Origin of the sequence: Myxococcus sp. NMCA1, assembly GCF_026810205.1 — a bacterium.
GTDB lineage: Bacteria > Myxococcota > Myxococcia > Myxococcales > Myxococcaceae > Myxococcus > Myxococcus xanthus_A.
Genome location: NZ_CP113950.1, coordinates 5,928,718 through 5,952,112 on the forward strand (window position 1 = coordinate 5,928,718; position 23,395 = coordinate 5,952,112).

Genomic DNA, 23,395 nt, shown 5'->3' on the forward strand with positions numbered 1-23,395 from the left:
AAAAAGCGCTGCCGCCCTCCGCGGCAGCGGGCTAGCGTCACCGGCCACCATGTCCGACGCCTCTCCCCTCTCCCGTCTCACCGCCGCGCTCGACGCGGCCGTCTTCGGACAGCAGCGCGTGCTGGAGGACCTGGTGACGGCCTTCCTCGCGCGCGGCCACGTGCTGCTGGAGGGCGTGCCCGGCGTGGCCAAGACGCTCACCGCGCGCAGCATGGCCGGCGCGCTGGGGCTGCTCTTCACGCGCATCCAGTTCACCCCGGACCTGATGCCGGCGGACATCCTGGGCACCAACGTCTTCCAGCCCCAGGACCACGCCTTCCGCCTCGTGAAGGGACCCATCTTCACGGAGGTGGTGGTCGCGGACGAAATCAACCGCACCCCGCCCAAGACGCAGGCCGCGCTCCTGGAGGCCATGGAGGAGCGGCAGGTCACCATCGACGGCGTGTCCCACGCGCTGCCGCCCCACTTCTTCGTGGTGGCCACACAGAACCCCCTGGAGCTGGAGGGCACCTACCCGCTGCCGGAGGCCCAGTTGGACCGCTTCCTCATGCGCGTGCGCGTGGGCTACCCGGAGGCCTCGGCGGAGACGACTATGCTCCGCGCCTTCCACCAGCGCGAAGGCAAGCCGGCCACCACCCGCCAGGTGCTGGATGCGCCCACGCTGCTGGAGCTCCAGTCGCGCGCCGCCCGAGTGTCGTGTGACGACTCCATCATCCAGTACGTGGTGGCCATCGTCCGGGAGACGCGCACCAACCCGCGCGTGCGCCTGGGTGCCAGCCCCCGCTCGGCCCAGGCGCTGCTCGCGGCATCCAAGGCCCGCGCCGCGCTGATGGGCACGGACTTCGTCACCCCGGATGACGTCAAGGCCGTCACCTTCAGCGTCCTCAACCACCGCCTGCTCCTCAAGGCCGAGGCCGAGGTGGAAGGCATCACCGCGGACGACGTGCTGAAGCAGACGCTCGAGCGGGTCCGAGTGCCCCGGTGAGCGCCGGGCGCCCCGTCCCCACCGGCCTCGCCGTGGCCCTGCTGGCGGCGGGACTCCTCCCGGCGGCGCTCGCGGTGGCCAGCCCCGCGTTCGGCTGGCTCGCGCTGGCGACGGACGTGGCCGTGCTGGCCCTCTGCGTCGTGGACTTCCTCCGGGCCCCGCGCGCGGAGAGCGTCCGCGTCTGGCGGCGCGTGGAGCCCGTCCTCTCCTCCGGCACGCGCAACGCCGTGCACGTGGCGCTGGAGCGCCAGGACACCGGCACCGCGCCGCTGCACGTGGAGGTCCGCGACGAGCCGCCCGAGGACATGGCCAGCAGCGGGCACAGGCAATCCCTCACCCTGCCCGCGGCACGGGCCACGCCCCAGGAGTTCACCTACTTCGTCACGCCGCCTTCGCGGGGTGACGCCCGCTTCGGGGACGTGCACTTGAGGCTGCGAGGCCCCCTGGGCCTGTGCGCGCGACAGGTCCGCGTCCCCGCGACGATGGACGTCAAGGTGTACCCGGACCTCACCGCGCTCACCCGCGAGGCACTGGCGCTGGCCCACGCCTCGGACGCCCCTTCCGCGCGCACGCAGCGGCGGCGCGCCTCCGAGGGCCGGGAGTTCGAGTCGCTGCGCGAGTACCGCCCCGGCGACGACTACCGCCACATCGACTGGAAGGCATCCGCGCGCCACGCCCACACCCTGGTGCGCACGTGGCAGCCGGAGCAGCACCAGCCGGTGCTCCTGCTGCTCGACTGCGGCCGGCACATGGCGGGCCGCATCCAGGAGCGGCGCAAGCTGGACCATGCGGTGGACGCGGCGCTGCGGCTGGCGCGCGTGGGCCTGGAGGCCGGTGACGTGGTCGGCGTGCTGGCGTTCGCCAGCGGCGTGCGGGCCTACCTGCCGCCACGCAAGGGCCGCGAGCACCTGCGGCTCATCACCGAATCGCTCTACCGCACCGAGGCCGCGCTCGAGGAGAGCGACTACGGCCGCGCCTTCGACTTCGCCTTCGCACGCCAGACGCGGCGCGCCCTGGTGGTGCTGTTCACGGACCTGGTGGACCCGGACGCCTCCGCCAGCCTCCTCACGCGCACGCTGGCGCTGCGCCCCCGGCACCTGCCCGTCGTCGCCTCACTGTTGGACGAGGACGTCCAGGCGGCGGCCCACGGCGTGCCCGCGCAGACGCAGGATGCCTACGCGCGCCAGGCCGCGGCACGGCTGGAGACGGAGTACCGGCGGACGGCCACCACCCTGCGGGACGCGGGCGCGCTGGTGATCCGAGCCCCCGCGCGCGGCTTCGGCGCGGCCACGCTCAACGCCTATCTGGACGTGAAGGCGCGCGGACTGCTCTAGGCCTCTGCGTCAAGTCCAGCGAAAGTTTTGTACGCAGCGTGCAGTCATCGTGTATCGACGCCGCTCGCAAAGAAGCATGCCAATCGCGCGGAGGCCGATTTTTCGGCCTCGGACACGACCCCCTTTACAGATAGGCGCGCGTCAACAAAATGGCCGGTCCTCGCTCGCCGTGACGGCGGGCGACCTCGAAAACACCACGGATGGAGACGGTCTTGGCGGAGGTCGCGAGGGGATTCAGGGTGGAGGTTGAGGCGGACGCGGCGGCGGCGGTGGCGGCACGGATGGAGTCCGAGTCGGCGGCGGCACCCACGGCGTTGACGCCCTTCCATGAACGGCTGCTGGCGGAGGAACTGCTGGCCCGCAGCGGTGACACGCAGCAACGGCTGGCGGGAGCGCTGTCAGAAGCGAAGGTGGACCTCAACCCGCATCAGGTCGAAGGCGCCATGTTCGCGCTCGACTCGCTGTCGCGTGGCGGCTGCATGCTGGGCGACGAGGTCGGCCTGGGGAAGACCATCGAGGCGGGGCTCGTCATCGCCCAGCTGATGGCCGAGGGAAAGTCGCGCATCCTCATCATGGCGCCCGCCACGCTGCGCGCGCAGTGGAACAGCGAGCTGCGGGAGAAGTTCGACCTGGACAGCGTCCTGGTGGACGGCCGCACCGTGCGCGCCACCGGGAACTGCTTCGACCAGCCCTTCCCCGTCATCTGCTCGCACCCCTTCGCGGCGAACAAGGCGCACCTGACGTCGGAGATTCCCTGGGACCTGGTGGTCATCGACGAGGCCCACCGCCTGCGCAACGCGCACCGGCCCAACAACAAGATGGGGCAGGCGCTGAGGGCGTCCCTGGCCGGCAAGCCCAAGCTGCTGCTGACCGCCACCCCGCTCCAGAACGACCTGATGGAGCTGTTCGGGCTGATGTCGCTGCTGGACGAGCAGATTCTCGGCCCCGAGCACGCCTTCCGCAGCCGCTACCGGGCGGACGAGGCCGGCGGCATGCCCGAGGCCGCCGCCATCGAGCTGAAGGAGCGGCTGGCCCCCGTGGTGCAGCGCACCCTGCGCCGGCAGGTGCGGGAGTACGTCCGCTACACCAACCGCCGCTCCATCGTGGAGGACTTCACCCCCTCCCCCGAGGAGCACGACCTCTACGAGAAGGTCAGCGAGTACCTCCAGCGCTCCGAGGCCGCGGCGATTGAACCCGGCAAGAAGACGCTGCTGACGCTCTGCTACCGCAAGCTGCTGGCGTCCTCCACCTACGCCATCGCCCCCACCCTGCGCCGCCTGTCGGACAACCTGGAGAAGCGGCTCCAGGCGGCGAAGCTGGGCCAGCAGGCCCTGGCGATGTTCGAGCCCGAGGAGGCCAAGCAGTTCGTCGAGGAGGGCGAGGAGTGGTCGGACGACCCGGCCAAGGCCCCCAACGTCCGCGCGCTGGAGCAGGAGGTCTGGGAGCTGCGCCAGTACGCGGACCTGGCGGACTCCATCAAGGTCAACGCCAAGGGCGAGGCGCTCAAGCGCGGCCTGGACCGGACCTTCGCCGTGATGAAGTCGCACGGCTGGCCGGAGAAGGCGCTCATCTTCACCGAGTCCAAGCGCACGCAGCAGTACCTCTTCAACCTCCTGTCGGAGAGCGGCTACCAGGGGAAGATTTCCCTGCTGTCGGGGGACGCGGGCACGCCCGAGGACCGGCGCGCGCTGGTGGAGGAGTTCCGCAACCGCACGCAGATTCTCATCTGCACCGAGGCGGGCGCCGAGGGCCTCAACCTCCAGTTCTGCAACCTGGTGGTGAACTACGACCTGCCCTGGAACCCGCAGCGCGTGGAGCAGCGCATCGGCCGCTGCCACCGGTACGGCCAGCAGCGGGACGTGCTGGTCATCAACTTCCTCAACCGGATGAACGCGGCGGACGCCCGCCTCTTCGAGCTGCTGGAGAAGAAGTTGAACCTCTTCGACGGCGTGTTCGGCGCGTCCGACGAAATCCTGGGCGCGCTGGAGAGCGGCGTCGACTTCGAGCGGCGCATCCTGGACATCTACCAGTCCTGCCGGAAGCCCGAGGACATCAACATCGCCTTCGACAAGCTCCGCGAGGAGTTGGAAGGCCGCATCAGCCAGCGCATGACGGAGATGCGCTCGGTAGTGCTGGAGCGCTTCGACGGCGACGTGCGGCGCCGGCTCCGCGGACAGAACGAGCAGACGAAGGAGGCCCTGGCCAAGCGCCAGCAGGAGGCTCGTGCCCTCACCGCTTCCGTGCTGGGCAGCCGCAACTCGGGGCGGCTGGAGGTGGCCAAGGCCGCCTATGCCGTCAAGGAGCGTACCCAGGACGCGGTGAGCTACCTGCAGCTCGACGCGGCGGGACTGCCCTCACGGCTGGCGCGGCTCGCGGGCGGCGAGGGCTGGTGGTTCGCGTACAAGTTCGAGACGACCGGCCTCAAGCCCGAGGAGAAGCTGGCCCACCTGGTGCTCGTGCGCGACAGGGACGGCTTCCGCGCACTGCCCATGGCGGACGGCGCGCACTTCGTGAAGCTGGCGGCGAAGCCGGAGCGCCGGCGTCAGCCCGCGCCGGTGTCCGTGCAGCTGATGCAGGAGCAGGCGCTGATGGCGGCGAAGGACGAAATCGTCCGGGCCGCGGAGCGGCGCAACGCCCTGGAGCTGGACAAGGCCAAGGAGCGCGCGGACCGCTACGTCGAGGACTGCCTCATGGAGTCGCGCGAGGCCGTGGAAGCCGCGCGGCAGACGTGGATTGAGGCACGCAAGCAGGTGGGGCTGGCCGAGGACATCGCCGACAAGGCCAAGGCCCGCGCCCACTCCGACCGGATGGAGCGCGAGTACCGCCGCAAGCTGTCCTCACTCCGCAACGAGGAGGAGAAGCGCTACGCCTCCAAGGACCGGCAGTTGGCGGAGCTGGCCAACAAGGGGAAGGTGACGGAGAAGCGCTCCCTCATCGCCTCCGCCTACTTCTGGCTGTCGTAGTCCGCCGGGCGCAGACGCACCCACGTCGCGCCCCAGCCTCCGTCCCCTTCGCCCGCGGAACGGAACGACTCCACCTCGGGCAGCCGGGGAAGCAGCGACTGCACGGTGCGCCTCAGCGCGCCGGTGCCCTTGCCGTGGATGATGCGCACGTCCAGGACGCCCTTCTGCCGGCACGCCCAGAGGTACTCCACCACCAGGTCCTTCACATCGCGCGGGTGGAAGAGGTGCAGGTCCAGGTTCCCATCAATGGGAATTTCTACAGCCTCGTCCTCGGAAGGCGGCGGCTCCGGCCCTTCGGGCGGGAGCGGCGGCTCATTCGCGCCCAGGACGGGCAGGCGCCTTCGGCTCACGCTCCCACTCCTGCTTCTCCTTCTCCGCCTGCAAGCGGCGCCGCTCGCGGGCGGCCTTGAAGCGCTCGGACAGCGATGAGACTTCGCCCTTCAGCGCGGAGAGGTTCGTGGAGATGCTGCCCGGGTCGCCTTGCTGGCGCCCGGCTGCCTGCTCGCCCTGGGCGCCTGCGCCCCCTGCGGACATCAGCTGGACCACCAGTGCCGCAACCGTCATGACTGTCATGGCCCCACAGGTAAGCAAGACGCGTGCTCAGTGGCAAGTGGCACTCAGGTGGCGGCGGCCTGGCGCTCGGCCTCTTCCCTCCTGCCCAGGACGACGCGCTCGGCCAGTTTGATAGCGGACAGTGGCGCGCTGCCCTCGGCCTTGTTGTTGATGGTGATGAAGGTGGGCTTGTCCCGGCGCAGCGCCGCCAGGCACACCCGGGCCAGGACATCGCGCGTGGGGACGTCCTCGTCCACCAGCTGGTTGAACGGTGCGTAACGCGCGCGCGCCTCCTCGTAGCCGAGGTCCGGCGGGAGCATCCACCGCACCACCAGCGCGCGGGATTCGAAGGCACGAGTGAGCTTCGCCTGCCGGCCCACGGGCGGCATGTGCGCCCACACCGCCAGCACCGGGCTGACGCCCACGTCCGCCAGCGCCTGTGCCAGCCCCTCCGTGAGCAGCTGCTCGTTGCGCAGCTCCACCGCGTACAGCGGCCCCTTCGGCAGCGCGGAGAAGAAGGCGTGCAGCCGCTCCACGAAGCGCGCGGGCCCGCCGAGCGCCTGCGGGTCCTGCGGCGGGAACTGGAAGACGAGCGGCCCCGCCTTCTCTCCCAGCCCCTCCACGAAGGGCATGACGACGGCCTCCGTGGCGTAGGCGGCATGGAGGAAGCGCTCATTGGTCTGTCCCCGCTGCGTGCCGTAGCGCTCGTGCAGCGGGAAGCGAGCCAGGGTGCACACCTCATGGGCCTTCACCAGGAAACGGAAGGTGTCCGGCACCTGCGCGGCGTACTCGGCGAAGGCGCTGGAGGAGATGGGGCCGTAGAAGGTCCGGTCGATGCCCACCGTGCGCAGCACCGGGTGGTGCGCGTAGGCGGCCAGTCCCTCGCGCGCGAGCTGCGAGGCGGAGGCCTCATGGTCATAGACGATGCCGGACCAGCCCGGGAACGTCCACGAGGACGTCCCGAGGAACACGCCCTGCGGCAGCTCCCGCCCCAGCGTGGCCAGCGACTCCGGCACTGCCGCGGGCTCCACGGGCTGCGCGCCCTTGCACCCCTTGACGGGAGGCTCCACCGCGGCGCCGGTGAAGAGGTCGAGCTGTGCGGGTCCTCGCTCTTGAGGCATGGCGCGTCTCCTGGGCCAATACAGCAGGCACCGCGGGCACGGTGCCGTGCGTCCAGCGCACCTAACGCCGGACGCCACCAGATGCAGGAGGTTGCCTCAATCCAGCCCCACGTCCCAAGTGCCATGTCGCTCGACAGGCGACCGGGCGACGAATCGGGGCGCGCGAGCGCTACAACACCTTGAGGCGGATGGCCCCGGGCAGCAGCGTCATGGTGCACGGGAGGCGGCCCGGCGTCTCGCCGTCCACGTCCAGGAAGACGTCGCCGCCCTCCACGGGCTCGGCGCGCAGGGTGCGGCAGCGCAGGCGGCGCGTGCCCTTCCAGTTCACGTGCGAGCCGTTGTAGACGCCCTTCGACTTGAGGACGAAGTCGCTCAGGCTGTAGCCCGACCAGATGGTGACGTCGAAGAGGCCGTCGTGGGTGACGGCGTCCGGCGCGACGAACATGCCGCTGCCGAAGTAGCGGCCGTTGGCCACTGCCACCGCGGTGACACTCACCACCTCTTCCGGGCCCCCGTCCACCGACAGCCGCACCTGCCGCTCCGAGTACTTCACCAGGCCCTTCAACGTGCCCCACATGAAGCTCAGGTGGCCGCCCAGGGCCTTGCTGCTCTGGTTGACCTCCTGGGCCACCACCGCGCTCACGCCAAACGAGGCGATGTTGGCGAAGTAGCGCGTGGCGGGCTGGCCCGCGTTGTCGATGAACTCCAGCCGGCCCACGTCGAACGGCTCTGTCGTGCCGGAGCGCAGCCGCTCCAACGACGAGGCGAGTTCCAAATCCCACCCGAAGGTGCGCCGGAAGTCGCCACCCGTGCCCCGAGGAATCAGGCCCAGCGCCGCGTTCGGATTCAGCGCCTTGCCGTCCTCGAAGAAGCCGTTGGTGACTTCGTTGAGCGTGCCGTCGCCACCCACCGCGACGATGCACTCGTACCCATCCAGGAGGGCCTGGCGGGCGATGCGCGCCGCGTCCATGCCGCCCTGGGTGAAGCCATGGCCGAAGTCGCCCAGCGCCCTGCCTACCTGCGCGGAAATCTCAGCCCAGCGCTTTCCTGTCTGGCCGTTGGCGCTGCGCGGATTGACCACGAGGAACGTCTTCATCTGGCCCTACCCCTCCCTTTGCCCTCCCTGTTTACGCGGTTGTGCACCGGCACTCCACTCCGTGGCCACGTTCAGGGCACGGCGGGTCCGCCGCCACCCCGCCTCAAAGGGGGTGGCGGGAGCGCGCGCGGGCGAGGGCTCGCGTCTGACGGACTAGGCCTTCGGCGCCACGGGCACCGGCCGCACATGGACCTCGCGCAGCTGCCGGTCATCCACGTCGCCAGGGGCGCCCGTCATCAGGTCGGTGCCCGTCTTCGACTTCGGGAACGGAATCACGTCGCGCAGGGACTCGGCGCCGGTGAGCAGCATGGCCAGCCGGTCCATGCCCAGCGCGATGCCGCCGTGCGGCGGAGCGCCGAACTTCAGCGCGTCCAGCAGGAAGCCGAACTTGGCGCGCGCGTCCTCGTCGCTGATGCCCAGCGCCTTGAACACCTCCGCCTGCACCTTCGGGTCATGCAGACGGATGGAGCCGCCGCCAATCTCGAAGCCGTTGAGCACCACGTCGTAGCGGTGGCACTTCACCCGGCCCGGGTCCGTGAGCAGGTACGCCACGTCCTCGTCGTGCGGACGCGTGAAGGCGTGGTGCGCCGCCGCCCAGGTGTTCGTCTCGTCGTCGTACTCGAACAGCGGCGGGTTCACGACCCACAGGAAGTTCCACTGGCCGCCGCTGCCGTACTCCGGAATCAGGCCCAGCTTCTTGGCCACGTGCACGCGCAGGTTGGCCATCACCGTGTGGACCAGCGACTCCTTGCCGAACTGGAACAGGAGGAGGTCGCCCGTCTTCGCGCCCACGGCCTGGTTGATGGCCTGCCGCAGCGCGGGGCTGATCGTCTTGGACAACGGGGACTGCGTCCACTCGCCCCCGTCCGCCACCTTCGCGCGGGCCAGTCCCTTGGCGCCGGCCTGCTTGGCGAACTCCTCCAGCTTGTCGCTCTCCGCGCGGCTCATCGCCTTCTCCGCGGGGATGACCATGGCCTTGACGATGCCCTTGTTCTGCACCGCCTCCCAAATCATCGGGACGCCGCCGCCCTCGCCGTGCTCGCAAATCAGGTCGGTGAGCACCACGTGCTCCAGCCCGAAGCGCAGGTCCGGCTTGTCGTTGCCGTACTTCGCCATGGACTCGTAGAAGTCCATCCGCATGAAGGGCGTGGGGATGTCGATGCCCAGCACGTCGCCCCACAGCTTCTTCAGCAGGCCCTCAATCATCGTGAAGATGTCGTCCTGGGTGACGAAGCTCATCTCCACGTCGATCTGCGTGAACTCCGGCTGCCGGTCCACGCGCAGGTCCTCGTCGCGGAAGCACTTCACGATCTGGAAGTACCGGTCGAAGCCCGCCACCATGAACAGCTGCTTGTAGAGCTGCGGGCTCTCCGCCAGCGCGTAGAACTTGCCCGGGTTGAGGCGGCTGGGGACCAGGAAGTTGCGCGCGCCGCCCGGCGTGTACTTGCCCATGAAGGGCGTCTCCAGCTCCAGGAACCCGTTGTCCACCATGTACGAGCGCGTCAGCGCGTTCATCTTCGAGCGCGTCATCAGCGAGCGCTGGAGCGGCGAGCGGCGCAGGTCCAGGAAGCGGTGGGCCAGGCGCTTCTCCTCGGACGTGTCGATGCTGTCCTCGACGGGGAACGGCGTCGGCTCCGAACGGTTGAAGATGGTGAGGTCGCTGGCCCGGACCTCGATTTCACCCGTCTTCATCTTCGGGTTCACGTTCTTCCCGCGCGAGACGACCTTGCCGCGCACGCCCACGCAGTACTCCAGCCGGAGGCTGCCGGCGAGCGCGTGCGCCTCCGCGTGGTCCGGCTCGAACACCACCTGCGTGAGGCCATCCCGATCTCGCAGGTCGATGAACACCGCGCCGCCGTGGTCTCGGCGGTTGTGCACCCAGCCGAAGAGGACGACTTCCTCGCCGACGTTGGTCGCGGTGAGCTGACCGCAAGTGTGGGTACGCTTGACCTCGGAGATGAACGGGACTGCCATGGCACCGCCTGCTGGATTCGAAGGGGGAAAAGGCGAAGCACCATACGGATCGCGGAAACGACGCGTCAAGGAGTCCGAGCGCCCCGGGTACGTCTCAAACCGTCGGAATCAGTGCGGATTCCGGATTCCAAAGCCGCCCGCGAGGCCCGGGCTCACCGGCCGGCCGGCCGGCGTGCTCGCGAATGTGACGGCCAGGGGGAATACACGTTCCGGGCGGTCCGGAGTAAAACGGCGGCATGCTCCGAACAGTCATCGCCTCGACCGCCGCGCTCGGACTGGCCGCCGGCTGTGCGCCCGATTCGACCGCGCCCGTCAAGGTCAGTGCCCTGGTGCTCTCCAGCAATGGCCAGTACGTCCCCCAGGAGGTGGAGCTGAAGACCATCTCCGACATCGTCGGCCTCAAGGGCACGGTGGCCGACCTCCAGGGAGGCGCGCGCATCGTCATCGACTCCCAGGACCCGGACCTGAACAACGCCACCACGCCGGAGGGCTACGCCAACGCGCTGCTCAAGAACGCCGGCCGTGATGTCAGCGCCAACTACATCTCCCAGGACGGCGTCCTGTGGCCGGCCGACTTCCACACCTGGAACATGGTGACGGCGTACTACAGCATGGAGCGCGCCTACGATTACTTCCGCGTCGTGGGCAACATCCCCGCGGCGGACTTCAAGGACCCCGTCACCACGTACTACTTCCCGGAGTTCGTGCTCGCGGACGTGGACAAAAAACCGCTGAGCGACAACGCCATGTACTTCTCCGTGCTGGAGTCGTTTCTGGTGCTGCCCTTCGACAAGCTCCAGCGCGCCCCGCTGGCCATCAACGCCGGCATCATCGCCCACGAATACGCGCACCGCGTCTTCAACCTGAAGGCCTACAACGGCCAGCAGTTCCCGGAGGCGCTCTCGCTGTGGCAGCAAGCCGGCGCCAGCCCGGGCGCCAACATCCTCAAGTCCTTCGACGAGGGGCTCGCGGACTACCACGCGTACGGCTCCACCTGTCAGACGACCCAGGGCGGCAAGGGCTGTGACACGCGCTTCTTCTCCACGTCCTTCCACGGCAACCTGTACGGGCAAGTCACCGAGGACCGGGACCTGGCCCGCGTGGACCGCTGCATGGACGCGTCCCTGCTGAACCAGCTGTACAACCAGAACCTGAGCGCGTTCAGCGGCAACGAGTACCGGGTGGGCACGCTGCTCGCCAGCGCGCTCTACCAGGCCGGCGAGGCCACCGGTCAGCGCGACGTGCTGCTGCGCGCCATCGTCGCCTCGTACAACGACGAGAGCACGACGACGCCCGGCCTCTACCAGCTGGCGCGCGCCACGCTGGCGGATCAGTCCCGCTTCACCCTGGCCGTGGCCGCCAGCGCCATCATCACCCACATCACCGACCTGCGCCTGAAGGAGGCCGTCTGCAACGAGCTGATGGACCACCTCCAGATTCCGCGCGAGCAGCTCGTCGGCAACGACCCCAACATGTGCCCGCCCAGCGCCGCGGGTGGCACCACCTGCCCCCGCCTGGACCTGTGAGCATGAGGACTGCTTCCGTGAAGACGTGGCTCTTGCGTTGCGCCCTGGGCAGCCTCGCCCTGTCCGCCCCCGCCCTGGCCCAGGACGAGGACGACCCCTACGCCTACCCGGACGAGGAGCCCGCCAACGACGCCTCCGACTCCTATGACCGCGTCCGCCCCAAGGTGGACGAGGCGGACGACTTCCGCCGCGTCTCCGAGCAGGAGTACGACGACGGCGAGGACGGCTTCAAACCCCTCTCCGGGCTCGACGACCCGAACCTGGGCGTGGCCATGGAGTTCATCACCGGCGCCCTCTTCCTGGACAGCCCGCGCGGCCGGGCCGCGGAGACGCGCCTGGGCCTGGGCGTGCGCGCCACGTGGGAGTACGGCCGCATCCTCGACAACGAGTCGCTGCGCGAGGCCCTCTGGGCCGACGTGCGCTGGACGTTCGGCGGCACCAGCGATGGCACCGACTTCATCCAGGGCAAGACGCACCTCCACTACTTCACCATTGCCCCGGCCTACGAGCTGAAGCTCGGCAAGTCCGACTTCGGCTTCTTCGCCCAGGCGGGTGGCGGCATCGCGTACACGTCGTCGACCATCACCATCGACACGGTGGAGACGAAGGTGAGCGGCATCAAGCCGCTGCTCCAGTACGGCGTGGGCTTCCGCGGCCGGCCCCGGCTGACCTCCTCCGGTAACTTCCGCCTCGCCTTCCGGCTGGAGGCCATGGGCTACCGCCGGGGCTACCACAACGACTTCTTCCTGGGCGGCAGCCTCGGCACCGCCTTCTGAAGTCGCCTTCACCGGCCGCTCGCCGCGCTGCATCCGGCGGGCGGCCATGAAGATTTTCCACCGACTCCCCTCTTCGCCCGTGCCCCCTCCTTGCGACTTCAAGGAGTTGGGATTGGCACGCCGTGTGCTCCTATTTCCACCGGGACGGGAACCTGGGTTCCCCTGGGGGCTGGGAGGCGAGCGATGAAGAACGCGCAGGGACAGGGACAGCACTTGGACCCCGTATGTGGGAAGACCTTGGACACACCCGAGGGCCGTCCCACCGCCGAGTACAAGAAGCGCCGTTACTTCTTCTGCTCGGAGCGGTGCCGCCACGCCTTCGAAAGGCAGGCGGAGCGCTTCCGCTTCAACGAACTGGCCCGCGTCGGCGCGCTGATGACGCCGGGCCGCGTCCGCTGGGGCATTGCCTGAGCGCCACGGGCCGCTAGGCGGCCACCCGCAGGTCCTTGAGCCGCAGGGACAGCTTGCGCTGGCCTCGGAACGTGTCGAAGCCGGCCTGGAAGGCCAGGTCCACCGGGCCATCCACCAGCGTGGCCCGGTCCGCCATGTTGAAGCCGATGGCGTCCAGCTCCGGTGCGTCCGCCAGGGCCAGCTTGAGATGGCCGCTGCCCGTGCCGGACTTGGGCTGCAGCACGCGCGGGCGAGCCACCTGCCGGCGCAGCACCAGCACGGGCTCCGGATTGCCCTGCCCGAAGGGGCCCAGCCGCTGGAGCGACTCCACGGCGTGAGCGTCCAGCTCATTGGGATTCACCACCGCGTCCACGCGGCACCGGGGGATGAGGTCCTCCGGCGTGAGGCGCTGGTAGGCAATCTTCTCAAAGGCCTCCCGGAAGGCGGGCAGCCGCTCCGCGTCGATGGTGAGTCCCGCGGCGTGCTTGTGGCCGCCGAAGCGCGTCAGCATCTCCGCGCAGCCACTGAGCGCGTCATGGAGGTGGAAGGCCTCGATGCTGCGCGCCGAGCCCTTCCCCACGCCGTCCTTCACCCCCACCATGACGGTGGGCCGGTAGAAGCGCTCCACCACGCGCGAGGCGACGATGCCGATGACGCCCGGGTGCCAACCCTCGTCGAACAGCACCAGGCCGCGCGCGTCCTTCAGCGACTCCGCCTGGGCCAGCGCCTGCGTGAGGATGCTGCTCTCGATGCCCTGGCGCTCCGCGTTGGCCCTGTCCAACACCGCGGCCAGCGAGCGCGCCGTCTCCGGTGACTCCGAGCACAGCAGCTGAAGGCCCAGCGAGGCGTCATGCAGCCGGCCCGCCGCGTTGATGCGAGGCCCCAGGCGGAAGCCCACCTGACCCGCGGTGACGGAGGCGTCCGGGTCCATGCCCGCCACTTCCTTCAAGGCCCGCACGCCCGGCCGGCGGCCCGCGCTCAGCTCCTGGAGGCCATGCGTCACCAGGATGCGGTTGGCGCCGGTGAGGGGCACCACGTCCGCCACCGTGGCCAGCGCCACCAGGTCCATCATGGCCCGGAGGTTGGGCTCCTTCCGGGTGGCGAAGAAGCCCTCGTCGCGCAGGCGCTTGCGGATGCCCATGCAGAAGTTGAAGGCCACGCCCGCGGCGCACAGCGCCTTCGTCGGGTACTCGCAGCCTGGCTGGTGCGGGTTGAGCACCGCCACCGCGGGCGGCAGCGTGGGCGGCACGGTGTGGTGGTCCACCACCAGCACGTCCAGGCCCAGCTCCTTGGCGCGGGTGATTTCCGCCACCGAGGTGATGCCGCAGTCCAGCGTCACCAGCACCCGCGTGCCCTCCGCGGCGATGCGCTCCACCGCGCCGACGTTGAGGCCGTAGCCTTCATCCAGCCGGTGGGGGATGTACGTCGCGGGCGGCGCGCCCAGCTCCTTCATGAAGAGGTACAGCAGCGACGTGGAGCAGACGCCGTCCACGTCGTAGTCGCCGTAGAGCGTCACCTTCTCCCGCGAGCGAATCGCCCGGATGATGCGGTCCACCGCTCCCGGCATCCCCTTCATGCGGAACGGGTCCGGCAGGTCCGCCAACCGGTCCGACAGGAACGCCGACGCGGACTCGGGGGTGCGGTAGCCACGGTGCAGGAGCACCTTCGCCGCGAGCGGGTGCAGTGACAGTTCGCCCGCGAGGGACGCCACTTCCTGCTCGACTACATCTGGAAGCAACCACCGCACGCTCGACACTCCTCCTCGCCTTCTCCGAGGGGAGTTGGCGGGATGAATTGGCTACGAAAGCGACAGTACCTCAGACGTCTGACCAGGACAGTCCAACCTTGAGCCCGACACTTCCCCTCCTGCACGGGCGTTCAGACAAGCGCACGCATGGTGGCTCGCTGCTTCACGCATGGTCGGTCGCCGGTGAGCAGGTTCAAACGCACACCCGAAAACAGTGAGGTCGAGCATGCATCCAAGAGGTATCCGGGCCGCCACGCTGGCCCTGGCATTCGCCACGCTGGGCACCGCGGGTTCAGCGGCCGCGCAGGAGCGGCGCGAGGGGAAACGCGGTGACCTGAATGTGTTCCTCCGCGGCGGCGTGGGCGACTACACCGGAGGCCTGGGCGACCTGACGAGCACCGGCCCTGCCTGGGGTGTGACGCTCAACATCCAGCCCACCACCTTCCTCGGCTTTGAAGTGGGCTACGAGGGCTCACGCAACGGCCTCACCGACAGCCGCCTGCTGGAGCAGCCCTCGCTCGTCCGTCAGGGCGGCAGCGCGCTGGTGAAGGTGTCACCGCCCTTCCTCACCACCGTCCGGCCCTTCGTGGGCGCGGGCCTGGGCGTCTCCCACATGAATGTCCGCGGCCCGGTAGAGGACCTCTACCAGTCGGACACGATGCCGGAGGTACCACTGGCCGCGGGCGTGGAGTTCAACCGCGGCGCGCTCACGGCGGGCGTCCGGACCACGTACCGAGTCCTCCTCAACGAAGGCTGGGCGGACGGCGCCGTGGACGACACCCATGGAGGCCTGCTGGACGCCTCGCTCACGCTGGGCGCCCGATTCTGACAGGTGCCCTGAAACACCCAGGGCCCTGCTTCCCGTGAAGGAAGAGGGCCCTGGTCGAGTCCGGCGCGAGAGGCCTTCCTCAACGGAAGGAAGGCCTCAGGTGCGGGAGGCTCACGCAGCGTTCGGCTGCTGGTGGTCGACGTTGCCGCTGGCGCGCTGACGGGCTTCCTTCGCCGCGGCGCGCTCGTCCAGCCAGATGGTCAGCGGGCTGGCGATGTAGATGGTCGAGTACACACCGACCACGATGCCCACCAGCATCGCCATGGCGAAGTCGAAGATTTCGCCCACGCCGAAGATGAGCAGACCGATGAGCGACAGCGCCGTGGTGCCGGAGGTGAGGATGGTGCGGCCCAGCGTGTCGTTGATGGCGATGTTGATGACCTCCGCGAAGGGCTTGCCCTGGAACTTCGCCATGTCCTCGCGGATGCGGTCGTAGATGACGATGGTGTCGTTGACGGAGTAGCCGACCACCGTCAGCAGCGCCGCGATGGCCGTCAGGTTGAACTCGCGCCGGCTCACCAGGTAGTAGCCCGCCACCATGATGACGTCGTGGACCATGGCCACGAGCGCGCCCGGACCGAACTTGAAGTCGAACCGGAACGCCACGTAGATGAGGATGGCGACCATCGAGTACAGCAGCGCCATGATGCCGCGGTTGCGCAGCTGCTTGCCCACCTGCGGACCGACGTAGTCCACGCGGCGCTGCTCGAAGTCCGGCTTCTCCAGCCCGGCGTTGAGCGCGGCGAACACGCGGTCCGCCATGCCGCTGGCCACCACCTGGTAGTCGTAGCCCGTGCCGCCCTGGGCCTCGCCCAGGTCGCGGACTTCCTGTACGCCAATGCCCGCCGACTCCACCGCCTTCGTGACGGCGTCGGAATCCATGGGCTGCGCAGCGCGGAAGCGGATGATGCCGTTGGGCAGGTCCGAGTAAACGTTGCGCACGCCACCCAGCGCCTCCAGGGCCGCCTTGCCCTTGGCACCGCTCTCCTCGTTGAGCTGCGTGACGCCGCCCATGCGGAGCAGGAAGGTGTTCTCCTCCGCCGCGCCGATGTTCTGCACGCTGACGTCCGGCAGGCCACCCTTGTCCGCGCGCTCGCGGACCTCTTCGGCGGTGATGGGGTGGTCGAACTTCACCTCCACCACCGTGCCGCCCGCGAAGTCCACGCCGAAGTTGAAGCCGAAGGCGGCGATGCCGACGATGATCGCCAGGTTCAGCAGCGTGGAGAGAAACAGCGCGGGCTTGCGCTTGCTGATGAAGTCGATGTTCGTCTTGTTCTTGAGAATCTGCATGACGGTTCCCGGACTCCGGCCGGTCAGACGGAGACGACCTTCGCGTTACGACCGTGGACGAAGTAGGTCATGATGACTCGCGTCACCGTGATGGACGTGAACAGCGACGCCAGCAGGCCGATGATGAGCGTGGTGGCGAAGCCCCGCACCGGTCCAGTTCCCGTGAAGAACAGGATGAAGGCGGAGATGAGCGCCGTCACGTGCGAGTCGAAGATGGTCCAGAAGGCCCGGTCGTAGCCCTGGTCCACCGCCGCGCGGGCCGTCTTGCCGTGCCCCAGCTCCTCGCGGATGCGCTCGTTGATGAGCACGTTGGCATCCACCGCCACACCCAGCGTCAGCACGAAGCCGGCGATGCCCGGCAGCGTCAGCGTGGCGTTGAAGAAGGCCAGTCCCGCCAGGATGAGCAGGCCGTTGAGCAACAGCGCGAGGTCCGCGATGAGGCCGGAGGCCTTGTAGTAGATGGCCATGAAGAGGATGACCAGGCCCAGGCCCAGCACCGCCGCCATGCCACCCTTCCGGATCAGCTCGTCACCCAGGCTGGCGCCCACCTGACGAATCTCACCCACCGTCACCGGGGCCGGCAGCGCACCGGCCTTGAGCACCAGCGCCAGCGTCTGGGCCTCGCCCAGCCACTCCTCGAAGGTGCGGCCACCCATGCGGCCCATGGTGATGCGGGCCGAACCGCCGCTGATCTTCTCGTTGATGTTCGGCGCCGTCTGGACGTTCTCGTCCAGCACGATGGCCATGCGGCGGCCCACGCCCTGCTCGGTCAGCCGCTCGAACTCACGCGCGCCCGCGGGGTCGAAGGAGATGTTCACCTCCGGCTCGTTGAGCTGGCTGATGTTCGCGTCCGCGCTCGCCAGGCTCTCGCCGGTCAGCGGCACGTTCTTGTCCAGCAGGTAGGAGCGGTACGAGGTGCACTCGTTCTTCTTCACCGGGTTGGCGATGCACTCGGTGAGCACCACCCGGTTCTCCGGCACCTTGTCCTTCGTGTACTCGATGATGGCCTCACGCGTCGGGGCCTGGAGCTGCGGGAAGCCGCCCTCCGTGGTCAGCGTGATTTCGCTGCCAGCCGGCGGCGGGGTGGCCTGGAGCAGCTGCGCGAAGAACTGCGGGTTGGTGTCATCCACCATCCGGAACTCGAGCTGCGCGGTGGTCCCCACCAGCTCCTTCGCCTGCTCCGCGTTGCTGCGGCCCGGCAGCGAAATCTGGATGGAGTCGGCGCCCAGCTTGCGCACGTCCACTTCCGCCACGCCCCACTTGTCGATGCGGCGGCGGATGACGAGCATCGCCTGGTCCACCGCTTCCGTCCGGAAGACGTTGGCCTGGCTCTCGTCCTGCACCAGCACCAGCGAGGCGCCGCTGCGGCTGACTTCCTTGAAGTCAGTGAAGGTGGCCAGGACCTCCTTCTGGATGGCGTCCATGGTCGCCGGGTCCTTGGCCGTCAGGGTGACCTCGAGCTTCTCCGGGTCCGTGTCCGCCGTCACCTCGCCCAGCTTCTTGTCATTGATGTAATTGACAATCTGCTGCGCGCGGCGCTCGGTCCGCTTTTGGAGCGCCGTCTTGGTGTCCACCCGCATCACCATGTGGATGCCACCCTGGAGGTCCAGCCCCAGGTTCAGGCGGTACTTCGCGGGAGGCGCCCAGCTCGGCATCCGCTCCTCGAGCACGGCCAGGTTGTTGCGCTGGTCCCGGTCGAGAACGACGAGCGAGTAGTACGTGGGGATGAGGAACCAGATGGAGCCCAGCGTCACCGCGACAATGAGTCCGAACTTCCACCACCAGCCGCGGTCCATCACTTCTCCTCCTTCTTCTCGCCGGCCGCCGTCGCGGTGGCAGCGGGCGTGCCTTCCGCCACCGCGCCCTTGGCGCTGATGGCCGTCTTGAGCACGCGGATGCGCACGCCGCTGGAGACCTCCAGCGTCACGGTGCGCTCATCCACGAGATGGATCTTCCCGAGGATACCCCCGGAAGTGACGACCTCATCACCCTTCTTCAGCGCGGAGAGGAGCGCACGATGCTCCTTCAGTTGCTTCTGCTGCGGGCGGATCATCACGAAGTACATGATGCCCACCAGGATGACCAGGAAGCCCAGGGTGCCCAGCGGATTGCCACCGCCGGCCTGCGCCAGAATCAGAAAGCTCTCAGCCACACACTGCCTCGTCGGTTGAGGAAAGCTTGGGATGGGAGGCCCCCCATTTTGTCCGAGGAAGCCATCCGAAAGGGGGCCCTCTTAGCAAGGGGGGCCCATGTGAGCAAGTGAACGCGGGAAGCCGGGCAATCCATCCGCCCGGTCAGCGACCGCGGGTCCGTTCGGCCTCCTGCGCCTTGGCACGGGCACGGAATTCCCGGGCAAAAGTGGCGAACCGGTCCTCTGCCACCGCGCGCCGGACTTCTGCCATCAGTCCCAGGAAGTAGTGGAGGTTGTGAATCGTGTTGAGCCGCATGGCCAACAGCTCCTGGGCGGCGAAGAGGTGCCGGAGGTAGGCCCTGCTGAAGTTGCGGCAGGTGTAGCAGGAGCACGCAGGGTCCACTGGCCGGGGGTCCCGGGCGTAGGCCGCGTTCCGGATGACGACCTTGCCCTCCGAGGTGAAGAGCAGGCCGTTGCGCGCGCACCGGGTGGGCAGGACGCAGTCGAACATGTCCACCCCGTGCTCCACGCAGGTGACCAGGTCCACGGGCGTGCCCACGCCCATCAGGTAACGCGGCTTATCGCGGGGCAGCAGGGGCGCGGAGTAGGCCACGCCGTCATGCATGGCCTCCGGAGCCTCGCCCACGGAGTAGCCGCCCAGGGCGTAGCCGGGCAGGTCCACCGCGCACACCTCCTCGGCGTGGCGCTTGCGCAAATCCTCGTGCAGGCCGCCCTGGACGATGCCGAAGAGCGACGAGCGCTCCCGGCTCCAGGCCTTCACGCACCGGTGCAACCAGCGGGTGGTGCGGGCCAGCGACGCCTCCAGGTAGGCCCGGTCCTCGGTGGAGGGCGGGCACTCGTCGAAGGCCATGATGACGTCGGCGCCCAGCGTCTCCTGGATGTCGATGGAGCGCTCGGGCGTGAGGAAGTGCCGCGCGCCGTCCAGGTGCGACTGGAAGGCGGCGCCCTCCTCGGTGATTTTGCGCTTCTCGGACAGGCTGAACACCTGGAACCCGCCGCTGTCGGTGAGCATGGGCCGGTTCCACGACACGAAGCGGTGCAGGCCGCCCATCTCCCCCACCAGCGCTTCACCGGGGCGCAGCATCAGGTGGTAGGTGTTGCCGAGGATGATCTGCGCGTCCAGCGTGAGCAGGTCGTCCGGCCCCACGCCCTTGACGCTGCCCACGGTGCCCACGGGCATGAAGATGGGTGTCTCCACGGGGCCGTGCGGCGTGTGCAGACGCCCCCGGCGGGCCTTCGTCCCCGACGCGTCCTCGTGAAGGAGCTCGAAGCGGACCATCCCCGGCTCCACGCGGGTGTCGCCCTTGCCACCTGACTGCTTCGCTTCCTGCTGCTCGCCCATGGCGTTCACTCCGACACCAGCATGGCGTCGCCGTAACTGAAGAATCGGTAGCCCGCGCGGACCGCCTCCGCGTAGGCCTCCAGCGTGCGCTCCCGTCCGAGCAGCGCGCTCACCAGCACCACCAGCGTCGAACGCGGCAGGTGGAAGTTGGTGAGCAGCAGGTCCACCTGACGGAAGGCGAAGCCAGGACGGATGAAGAGGGTCGTCTCGCCGGGGCCCGCGCGCAGCCGCCCCGTCTCCGGGTCGGTGGCGGACTCCAGGGTGCGCACCACGGTGGTACCCACCGCCACCACGCGCCGGCCTTCCGCGCGCGCCGCGTTGATGGCCTTCGCGGTTGCCTCCGGAACAGTGTAGCGCTCCGGGTGCATGTGGTGCTTGTCCAGGTCGTCCTCCCGCACCGGCAGGAAGGTGCCGGGCCCCACGTCCAGCGTCACCAGCGCCCGGTGCACGCCACGCGCTTCCAGGGCAGCCAGGGCCTCCTGCGTGAAGTGCAGGCCCGCAGTGGGCGCGGCCACGGCTCCGGAGGCGCGCGCGTACACGGTCTGGTAGCGCTCCGCGTCCGCGGCGTCCGGCTCCCGGGTGATGTAGGGCGGCAGCGGCAGGCGCCCCGCCGCGTCCAGCAGCGCGGCCAGCGAGGTACCGGGGGGGGCGTGGAACCGCACGCGGTACTCCCCTCCTCCCAGCGCCTCCTGGATTTCAGCCTCCAGGCCGCTGGCGAACGTCACGCGTTGCCCGGGCTTGAGCCCCTTGGAAGCCTGCCCCAGACAGACCCAGTCGAGTGACTCGGGGGCCTCCCCGAGCGCCGCCGAGGTCAGCGTGTTCTGGGCGGCCGGGCGCACGACGAGCAGCTCCACGCGGCCACCGGTGCCGGCCTTCTGGCCCAGCAGGCGCGCGGGGATGACTCGGGCGTCGTTGAGGACGAGCAGGTCCCCTGGGCGCAGCAGGTCCTGGAGTTCGGCGAACCGGCGGTGCGACCAGGTGCCACTGGAGCGGCTGATGGCCATCAAGCGCGACGCGTCCCGCTCGGCCAGGGGGGCCTGGGCGATCTGGGACTCGGGCAGCGCGAAGTCGTAATCAGAGAGACGTGACGACACGGAGGTGGCGCTTGTAGCAGCCCCCACGCCGTCGCGGAAAGCGCGCCGGACGCGGGAGGCGTCAGTAGAGCTGCTGCAGCTCGGTCCCGGGGTAGTAGTGGGAGAGGATCTCCCGGTACTCCCGGCCCTTGTCTGCGAGGGCCTTGGCGCCCCACTGACACAGGCCCGCCCCGTGGCCGTAGCCGCGACCGGTGAACACGTAACCGCGCTCGGTGCGTTCCACGTCGAAGTCCAGGCTCTTGAGCCGCGTGTAGCCAAGCTTGCGGCGCAGCTCCACGCCGTCCATGGAGGCGCCGTCCGCCAGGGTGACGCGTGTCACCCGGCGCGTCCGCGTGCGGGCCGCCACCTTGAGCCCCTGGGCCGGGTGATGGAGCGCTGCCTTGATGTCCGCGTCGGAAAGCGATGCCGTCCAGCGGCTGGCGGGCAGCTTTCCGCAGGGGCAGTCGACGGGCTGGAGGTACGGCAGGTCGCGTTGCAAGGCATCGAGCCCCGATTCCGTCCGGCCACCGCAGGAGGCATGGAAGTACGCCTCGATGGGCGCCAGTTCGTACGTGAGCACCTGCCCCCGCGTGGCCTCGACGGCGGCCCGGGTGCGAGGGTCCTCACGGTTGACGCCGCCGTAGACTTGATGGAGCACACTGCTGCCCAGGTGGAACGCGTTGCTGTAGGCATCCAGCTTCTTCTGGAGCGCATACGTCCGGGCGGCCACCGCCTGGGCCTTGAGGGCCTCCGGGGGAAACGACACGGGCATCTCGCTGCCCAGCACGGCGGCGAGGTAGTCCTCCAGGGGAATGACGTTGATGAGCTGCAGCCCACTGCGGTGCAGGCGCACCACCACATCGCCGCGGACCTGTGCCGCGCCGGCCTTGAGCGGCTCGGTGCCAGGCGCGGCCGAGGCCTCCGACATGCCAGCGCGGAAGCGGACGGAGTCGCCCTCCACGAGCGTGCCGTTGACCTCGATGCGGCCCCCCTTGCGGCGGATGTTCGCCTGTCCCGAGGTGATGGGGGCGAAGGTGGCCTCCTCGCTGTCGGGACCGGAGGCCAGCCCCCGGCCGCGGATGCGCACCTCGCTGCCCGCGTCCTCGATGGCGATGCGCAGGGTCTCCACGGCGAGCGCGCCCGAAGGGACCAGCAGGAGCAGGACGAGTGCAACAGGTCGCAACATGGCGCCGAAGTGTAGAGGCGTGAGTGCTCGCCTCAAGAAAACGTCCGGCGGATGGGAGAGGATGGCTCACCCGTGACGTCACCTTCGCGCGCTGCCCTCCCCACGACCTTCGTCACCGCCCTGCGCGAGCTGGAGCCCCGTCCCGCCGCGATGCTCATCCACCGGTTGGTGGAGGGCCGCTCGCGGGAAGCCTGCGCGACGCACTACGGCATCCCCGCCCAAGCCTTCTCCGTGCTGCTGCTGAGGGCCGCCATTGCCCTGGCCCTGCACCGAAGTGCCCCCGCCCGCGAGCCCGCCAATGAGGACGAGGAAGCCGCCTGGGCACGAATGCTCGCGGACGCGCTGGAGCGCCAGGACGCGAAGTTCCCCACCGCGCTGACGCCGGTGGTGGAGACGTGCCGAGAGCTCCAGACGCTGGCGCCCCAGGTCGCCACGGGCCTGGAGACCGCGGAGCAGGAAGCCCGCGCGTCCCCCCAGCGCCGCCGCGAGGAGTGGGTGCGGCGGCTCGCTGTGGCTTTGCTGCTGGCGATGACGGCCTGGCTGTACCTGTCGAAGCCCGGAGGCCCTTCGGAGCCCCGCCAACGTCCACCGGTGCACACCGCGCCTGCCCGTCCCTGAGGGAACGACACCGGGGGACCACGCCGCTGGACGCCAGGGGCCGCGGACACATAAGGAAATCGACCATGCGCGCCCTTCCACGGATGCTGCTGGCCTGCGTACTGCTTACGGCCTGTGCGAAGCAGGTGGACGCCCGCGTCGCAGGCAACGACGACGCGGCCGTCGACTCGCTGTCCCTGCGGCTCGAGGAGCTTCGGACGCGCGACGGCCTGGACGACGCGACGTGCGCGGACCGCTGCTCGGTGGGAACGCAGACTTGCGAGCTGGCGGAGGCGCTGTGCGCGCTCGTGGAGCGCCATCCCGACCGTGACGACCTGCCGCCCCGCTGTGCCCAGGGCCAGGAGCAGTGCGCTACTGCCCGGAATGCGTGCGCGCGGTGCGGCCCCTGAGCGGCACGGCCCAGGTGCACAGAAGCAGTCTCCGTGTTTAGACTGCGACGGT

The 23,395-nt window shown here is 69.4% G+C and carries 21 protein-coding genes; 9 read left to right on the forward strand and 12 right to left on the reverse strand.

All coding sequences use genetic code 11. From position 1 onward, the window contains the following. Positions 1 to 49: 49 nt before the first annotated feature. From OZ403_RS24120 to OZ403_RS24130, 3 genes are all read left to right on the forward strand, one after another. Positions 50 to 985, forward strand: a complete 936-nt coding sequence (locus OZ403_RS24120) for an AAA family ATPase (RefSeq protein WP_011554669.1) — start codon at positions 50 to 52, stop codon at positions 983 to 985. Then, complete coding sequence (locus OZ403_RS24125) at positions 982 to 2,319, forward strand: DUF58 domain-containing protein (RefSeq protein WP_140793446.1); 1,338 nt, start codon at positions 982 to 984, stop codon at positions 2,317 to 2,319. The genes OZ403_RS24120 and OZ403_RS24125 overlap by 4 nt, the downstream gene beginning before the upstream one ends. A 200-nt stretch (positions 2,320 to 2,519) precedes the next feature. Beyond that, positions 2,520 to 5,282, forward strand: a complete 2,763-nt coding sequence (locus OZ403_RS24130) for an SNF2-related protein (RefSeq protein WP_140793448.1) — start codon at positions 2,520 to 2,522, stop codon at positions 5,280 to 5,282. On the opposite strand, the gene OZ403_RS24135 is transcribed toward OZ403_RS24130, so the two are convergent. The 5 genes from OZ403_RS24135 to aspS form a co-directional block, all read right to left on the reverse strand. Then, the gene (locus tag OZ403_RS24135) at positions 5,264 to 5,632 is read right to left on the reverse strand and encodes a Smr/MutS family protein (protein WP_140793450.1); all 369 of its coding nucleotides are present in this window, start codon (positions 5,630 to 5,632) and stop codon (positions 5,264 to 5,266) included. The genes OZ403_RS24130 and OZ403_RS24135 overlap by 19 nt on opposite strands. Beyond that, the gene (locus tag OZ403_RS24140; protein WP_140793452.1) at positions 5,595 to 5,846 is read right to left on the reverse strand and encodes a hypothetical protein; all 252 of its coding nucleotides are present in this window, start codon (positions 5,844 to 5,846) and stop codon (positions 5,595 to 5,597) included. Before OZ403_RS24140 ends, OZ403_RS24135 begins: the two co-directional genes overlap by 38 nt. 53 nt (positions 5,847 to 5,899) lie before the next feature. Continuing rightward, positions 5,900 to 6,955: a DUF72 domain-containing protein gene (locus tag OZ403_RS24145; protein WP_268781837.1), complete on the reverse strand. Its 1,056-nt coding sequence runs from the start codon at positions 6,953 to 6,955 to the stop codon at positions 5,900 to 5,902. A 169-nt stretch (positions 6,956 to 7,124) separates the two neighbouring features. Continuing rightward, positions 7,125 to 8,051, reverse strand: a complete 927-nt coding sequence (locus OZ403_RS24150; protein WP_140793456.1) for a diacylglycerol/lipid kinase family protein — start codon at positions 8,049 to 8,051, stop codon at positions 7,125 to 7,127. Between the two features lie 153 nt (positions 8,052 to 8,204). Then, positions 8,205 to 10,025, reverse strand: coding sequence for an aspartate--tRNA ligase (gene aspS / locus OZ403_RS24155; RefSeq protein WP_268781838.1), 1,821 nt, complete (start codon positions 10,023 to 10,025; stop codon positions 8,205 to 8,207). Between the two features lie 236 nt (positions 10,026 to 10,261). Here aspS and OZ403_RS24160 point away from each other — a divergent pair, with 236 nt between their 5' ends. From OZ403_RS24160 to OZ403_RS24170, 3 genes are all read left to right on the forward strand, one after another. Beyond that, entirely contained in the window at positions 10,262 to 11,551 is a 1,290-nt protein-coding gene (locus OZ403_RS24160) for a hypothetical protein (protein ID WP_140799099.1), read from the forward strand. A 17-nt stretch (positions 11,552 to 11,568) separates the two neighbouring features. Continuing rightward, complete coding sequence (locus OZ403_RS24165; protein ID WP_140796567.1) at positions 11,569 to 12,327, forward strand: hypothetical protein; 759 nt, start codon at positions 11,569 to 11,571, stop codon at positions 12,325 to 12,327. A 183-nt stretch (positions 12,328 to 12,510) separates the two neighbouring features. Continuing rightward, complete coding sequence (locus OZ403_RS24170) at positions 12,511 to 12,738, forward strand: YHS domain-containing protein (protein ID WP_011554678.1); 228 nt, start codon at positions 12,511 to 12,513, stop codon at positions 12,736 to 12,738. Positions 12,739 to 12,751: 13 nt separating this feature from the next. Here OZ403_RS24170 and recJ read toward each other — a convergent pair whose 3' ends face one another. Beyond that, positions 12,752 to 14,464, reverse strand: a complete 1,713-nt coding sequence (gene recJ, locus OZ403_RS24175; protein WP_140799101.1) for a single-stranded-DNA-specific exonuclease RecJ — start codon at positions 14,462 to 14,464, stop codon at positions 12,752 to 12,754. A 226-nt stretch (positions 14,465 to 14,690) separates the two neighbouring features. Between recJ and OZ403_RS24180 the strand changes: the two genes are divergently transcribed. Further along, positions 14,691 to 15,293 (forward strand): hypothetical protein, encoded by a 603-nt coding sequence (locus OZ403_RS24180; protein ID WP_268781839.1) that lies wholly within the window; start codon positions 14,691 to 14,693, stop codon positions 15,291 to 15,293. Between the two features lie 111 nt (positions 15,294 to 15,404). Here OZ403_RS24180 and secF read toward each other — a convergent pair whose 3' ends face one another. The 6 genes from secF to OZ403_RS24210 form a co-directional block, all read right to left on the reverse strand. Next, complete coding sequence (secF, locus tag OZ403_RS24185; protein ID WP_140793467.1) at positions 15,405 to 16,583, reverse strand: protein translocase subunit SecF; 1,179 nt, start codon at positions 16,581 to 16,583, stop codon at positions 15,405 to 15,407. Between the two features lie 23 nt (positions 16,584 to 16,606). After that, on the reverse strand, positions 16,607 to 18,379 hold the full coding sequence (secD, locus tag OZ403_RS24190; protein WP_140793469.1) for a protein translocase subunit SecD: 1,773 nt from the start codon (positions 18,377 to 18,379) through the stop codon (positions 16,607 to 16,609). Then, positions 18,379 to 18,735 carry a preprotein translocase subunit YajC gene (gene yajC, locus OZ403_RS24195; protein ID WP_140793471.1) on the reverse strand — a complete coding sequence of 119 codons (357 nt, stop codon included), beginning with the start codon at positions 18,733 to 18,735 and terminating at the stop codon, positions 18,379 to 18,381. The genes secD and yajC overlap by 1 nt, the downstream gene beginning before the upstream one ends. A 142-nt stretch (positions 18,736 to 18,877) precedes the next feature. Beyond that, complete coding sequence (tgt, locus tag OZ403_RS24200; RefSeq protein WP_140793473.1) at positions 18,878 to 20,077, reverse strand: tRNA guanosine(34) transglycosylase Tgt; 1,200 nt, start codon at positions 20,075 to 20,077, stop codon at positions 18,878 to 18,880. Positions 20,078 to 20,082: 5 nt separating this feature from the next. Beyond that, entirely contained in the window at positions 20,083 to 21,171 is a 1,089-nt protein-coding gene (gene queA / locus OZ403_RS24205) for a tRNA preQ1(34) S-adenosylmethionine ribosyltransferase-isomerase QueA (RefSeq protein WP_174258875.1), read from the reverse strand. Between the two features lie 61 nt (positions 21,172 to 21,232). Then, the gene (locus OZ403_RS24210) at positions 21,233 to 22,336 is read right to left on the reverse strand and encodes a SpoIID/LytB domain-containing protein (RefSeq protein WP_140793477.1); all 1,104 of its coding nucleotides are present in this window, start codon (positions 22,334 to 22,336) and stop codon (positions 21,233 to 21,235) included. 72 nt (positions 22,337 to 22,408) lie between these two features. Here OZ403_RS24210 and OZ403_RS24215 point away from each other — a divergent pair, with 72 nt between their 5' ends. Further along, positions 22,409 to 22,954: a hypothetical protein gene (locus tag OZ403_RS24215; protein ID WP_237079788.1), complete on the forward strand. Its 546-nt coding sequence runs from the start codon at positions 22,409 to 22,411 to the stop codon at positions 22,952 to 22,954. A 65-nt stretch (positions 22,955 to 23,019) separates the two neighbouring features. Further along, positions 23,020 to 23,343 carry a hypothetical protein gene (locus OZ403_RS24220; RefSeq protein ID WP_268781840.1) on the forward strand — a complete coding sequence of 108 codons (324 nt, stop codon included), beginning with the start codon at positions 23,020 to 23,022 and terminating at the stop codon, positions 23,341 to 23,343. The last annotated feature ends 52 nt before the right edge of the window (positions 23,344 to 23,395 follow it).

Bases quoted from the DNA above. Each gene is read 5' to 3' on its own strand.
- OZ403_RS24120 (WP_011554669.1), top strand. From the start codon at position 50: ATGTCCGACGCCTCTCCCCTCTCCCGTCTCACCGCCGCGCTCGACGCG.
- OZ403_RS24130 (WP_140793448.1), top strand. From the start codon at position 2,520: ATGGAGACGGTCTTGGCGGAGGTCGCGAGGGGATTCAGGGTGGAGGTT.
- OZ403_RS24140 (WP_140793452.1), bottom strand. From the start codon at position 5,846: ATGACGGTTGCGGCACTGGTGGTCCAGCTGATGTCCGCAGGGGGCGCA.
- OZ403_RS24145 (WP_268781837.1), bottom strand. From the start codon at position 6,955: ATGCCTCAAGAGCGAGGACCCGCACAGCTCGACCTCTTCACCGGCGCC.
- OZ403_RS24150 (WP_140793456.1), bottom strand. From the start codon at position 8,051: ATGAAGACGTTCCTCGTGGTCAATCCGCGCAGCGCCAACGGCCAGACA.
- aspS (WP_268781838.1), bottom strand. From the start codon at position 10,025: ATGGCAGTCCCGTTCATCTCCGAGGTCAAGCGTACCCACACTTGCGGT.
- OZ403_RS24160 (WP_140799099.1), top strand. From the start codon at position 10,262: ATGCTCCGAACAGTCATCGCCTCGACCGCCGCGCTCGGACTGGCCGCC.
- OZ403_RS24170 (WP_011554678.1), top strand. From the start codon at position 12,511: ATGAAGAACGCGCAGGGACAGGGACAGCACTTGGACCCCGTATGTGGG.
- OZ403_RS24180 (WP_268781839.1), top strand. From the start codon at position 14,691: ATGCATCCAAGAGGTATCCGGGCCGCCACGCTGGCCCTGGCATTCGCC.
- secF (WP_140793467.1), bottom strand. From the start codon at position 16,583: ATGCAGATTCTCAAGAACAAGACGAACATCGACTTCATCAGCAAGCGC.
- secD (WP_140793469.1), bottom strand. From the start codon at position 18,379: ATGGACCGCGGCTGGTGGTGGAAGTTCGGACTCATTGTCGCGGTGACG.
- tgt (WP_140793473.1), bottom strand. From the start codon at position 20,077: ATGGGCGAGCAGCAGGAAGCGAAGCAGTCAGGTGGCAAGGGCGACACC.
- OZ403_RS24210 (WP_140793477.1), bottom strand. From the start codon at position 22,336: ATGTTGCGACCTGTTGCACTCGTCCTGCTCCTGCTGGTCCCTTCGGGC.
- OZ403_RS24220 (WP_268781840.1), top strand. From the start codon at position 23,020: ATGCGCGCCCTTCCACGGATGCTGCTGGCCTGCGTACTGCTTACGGCC.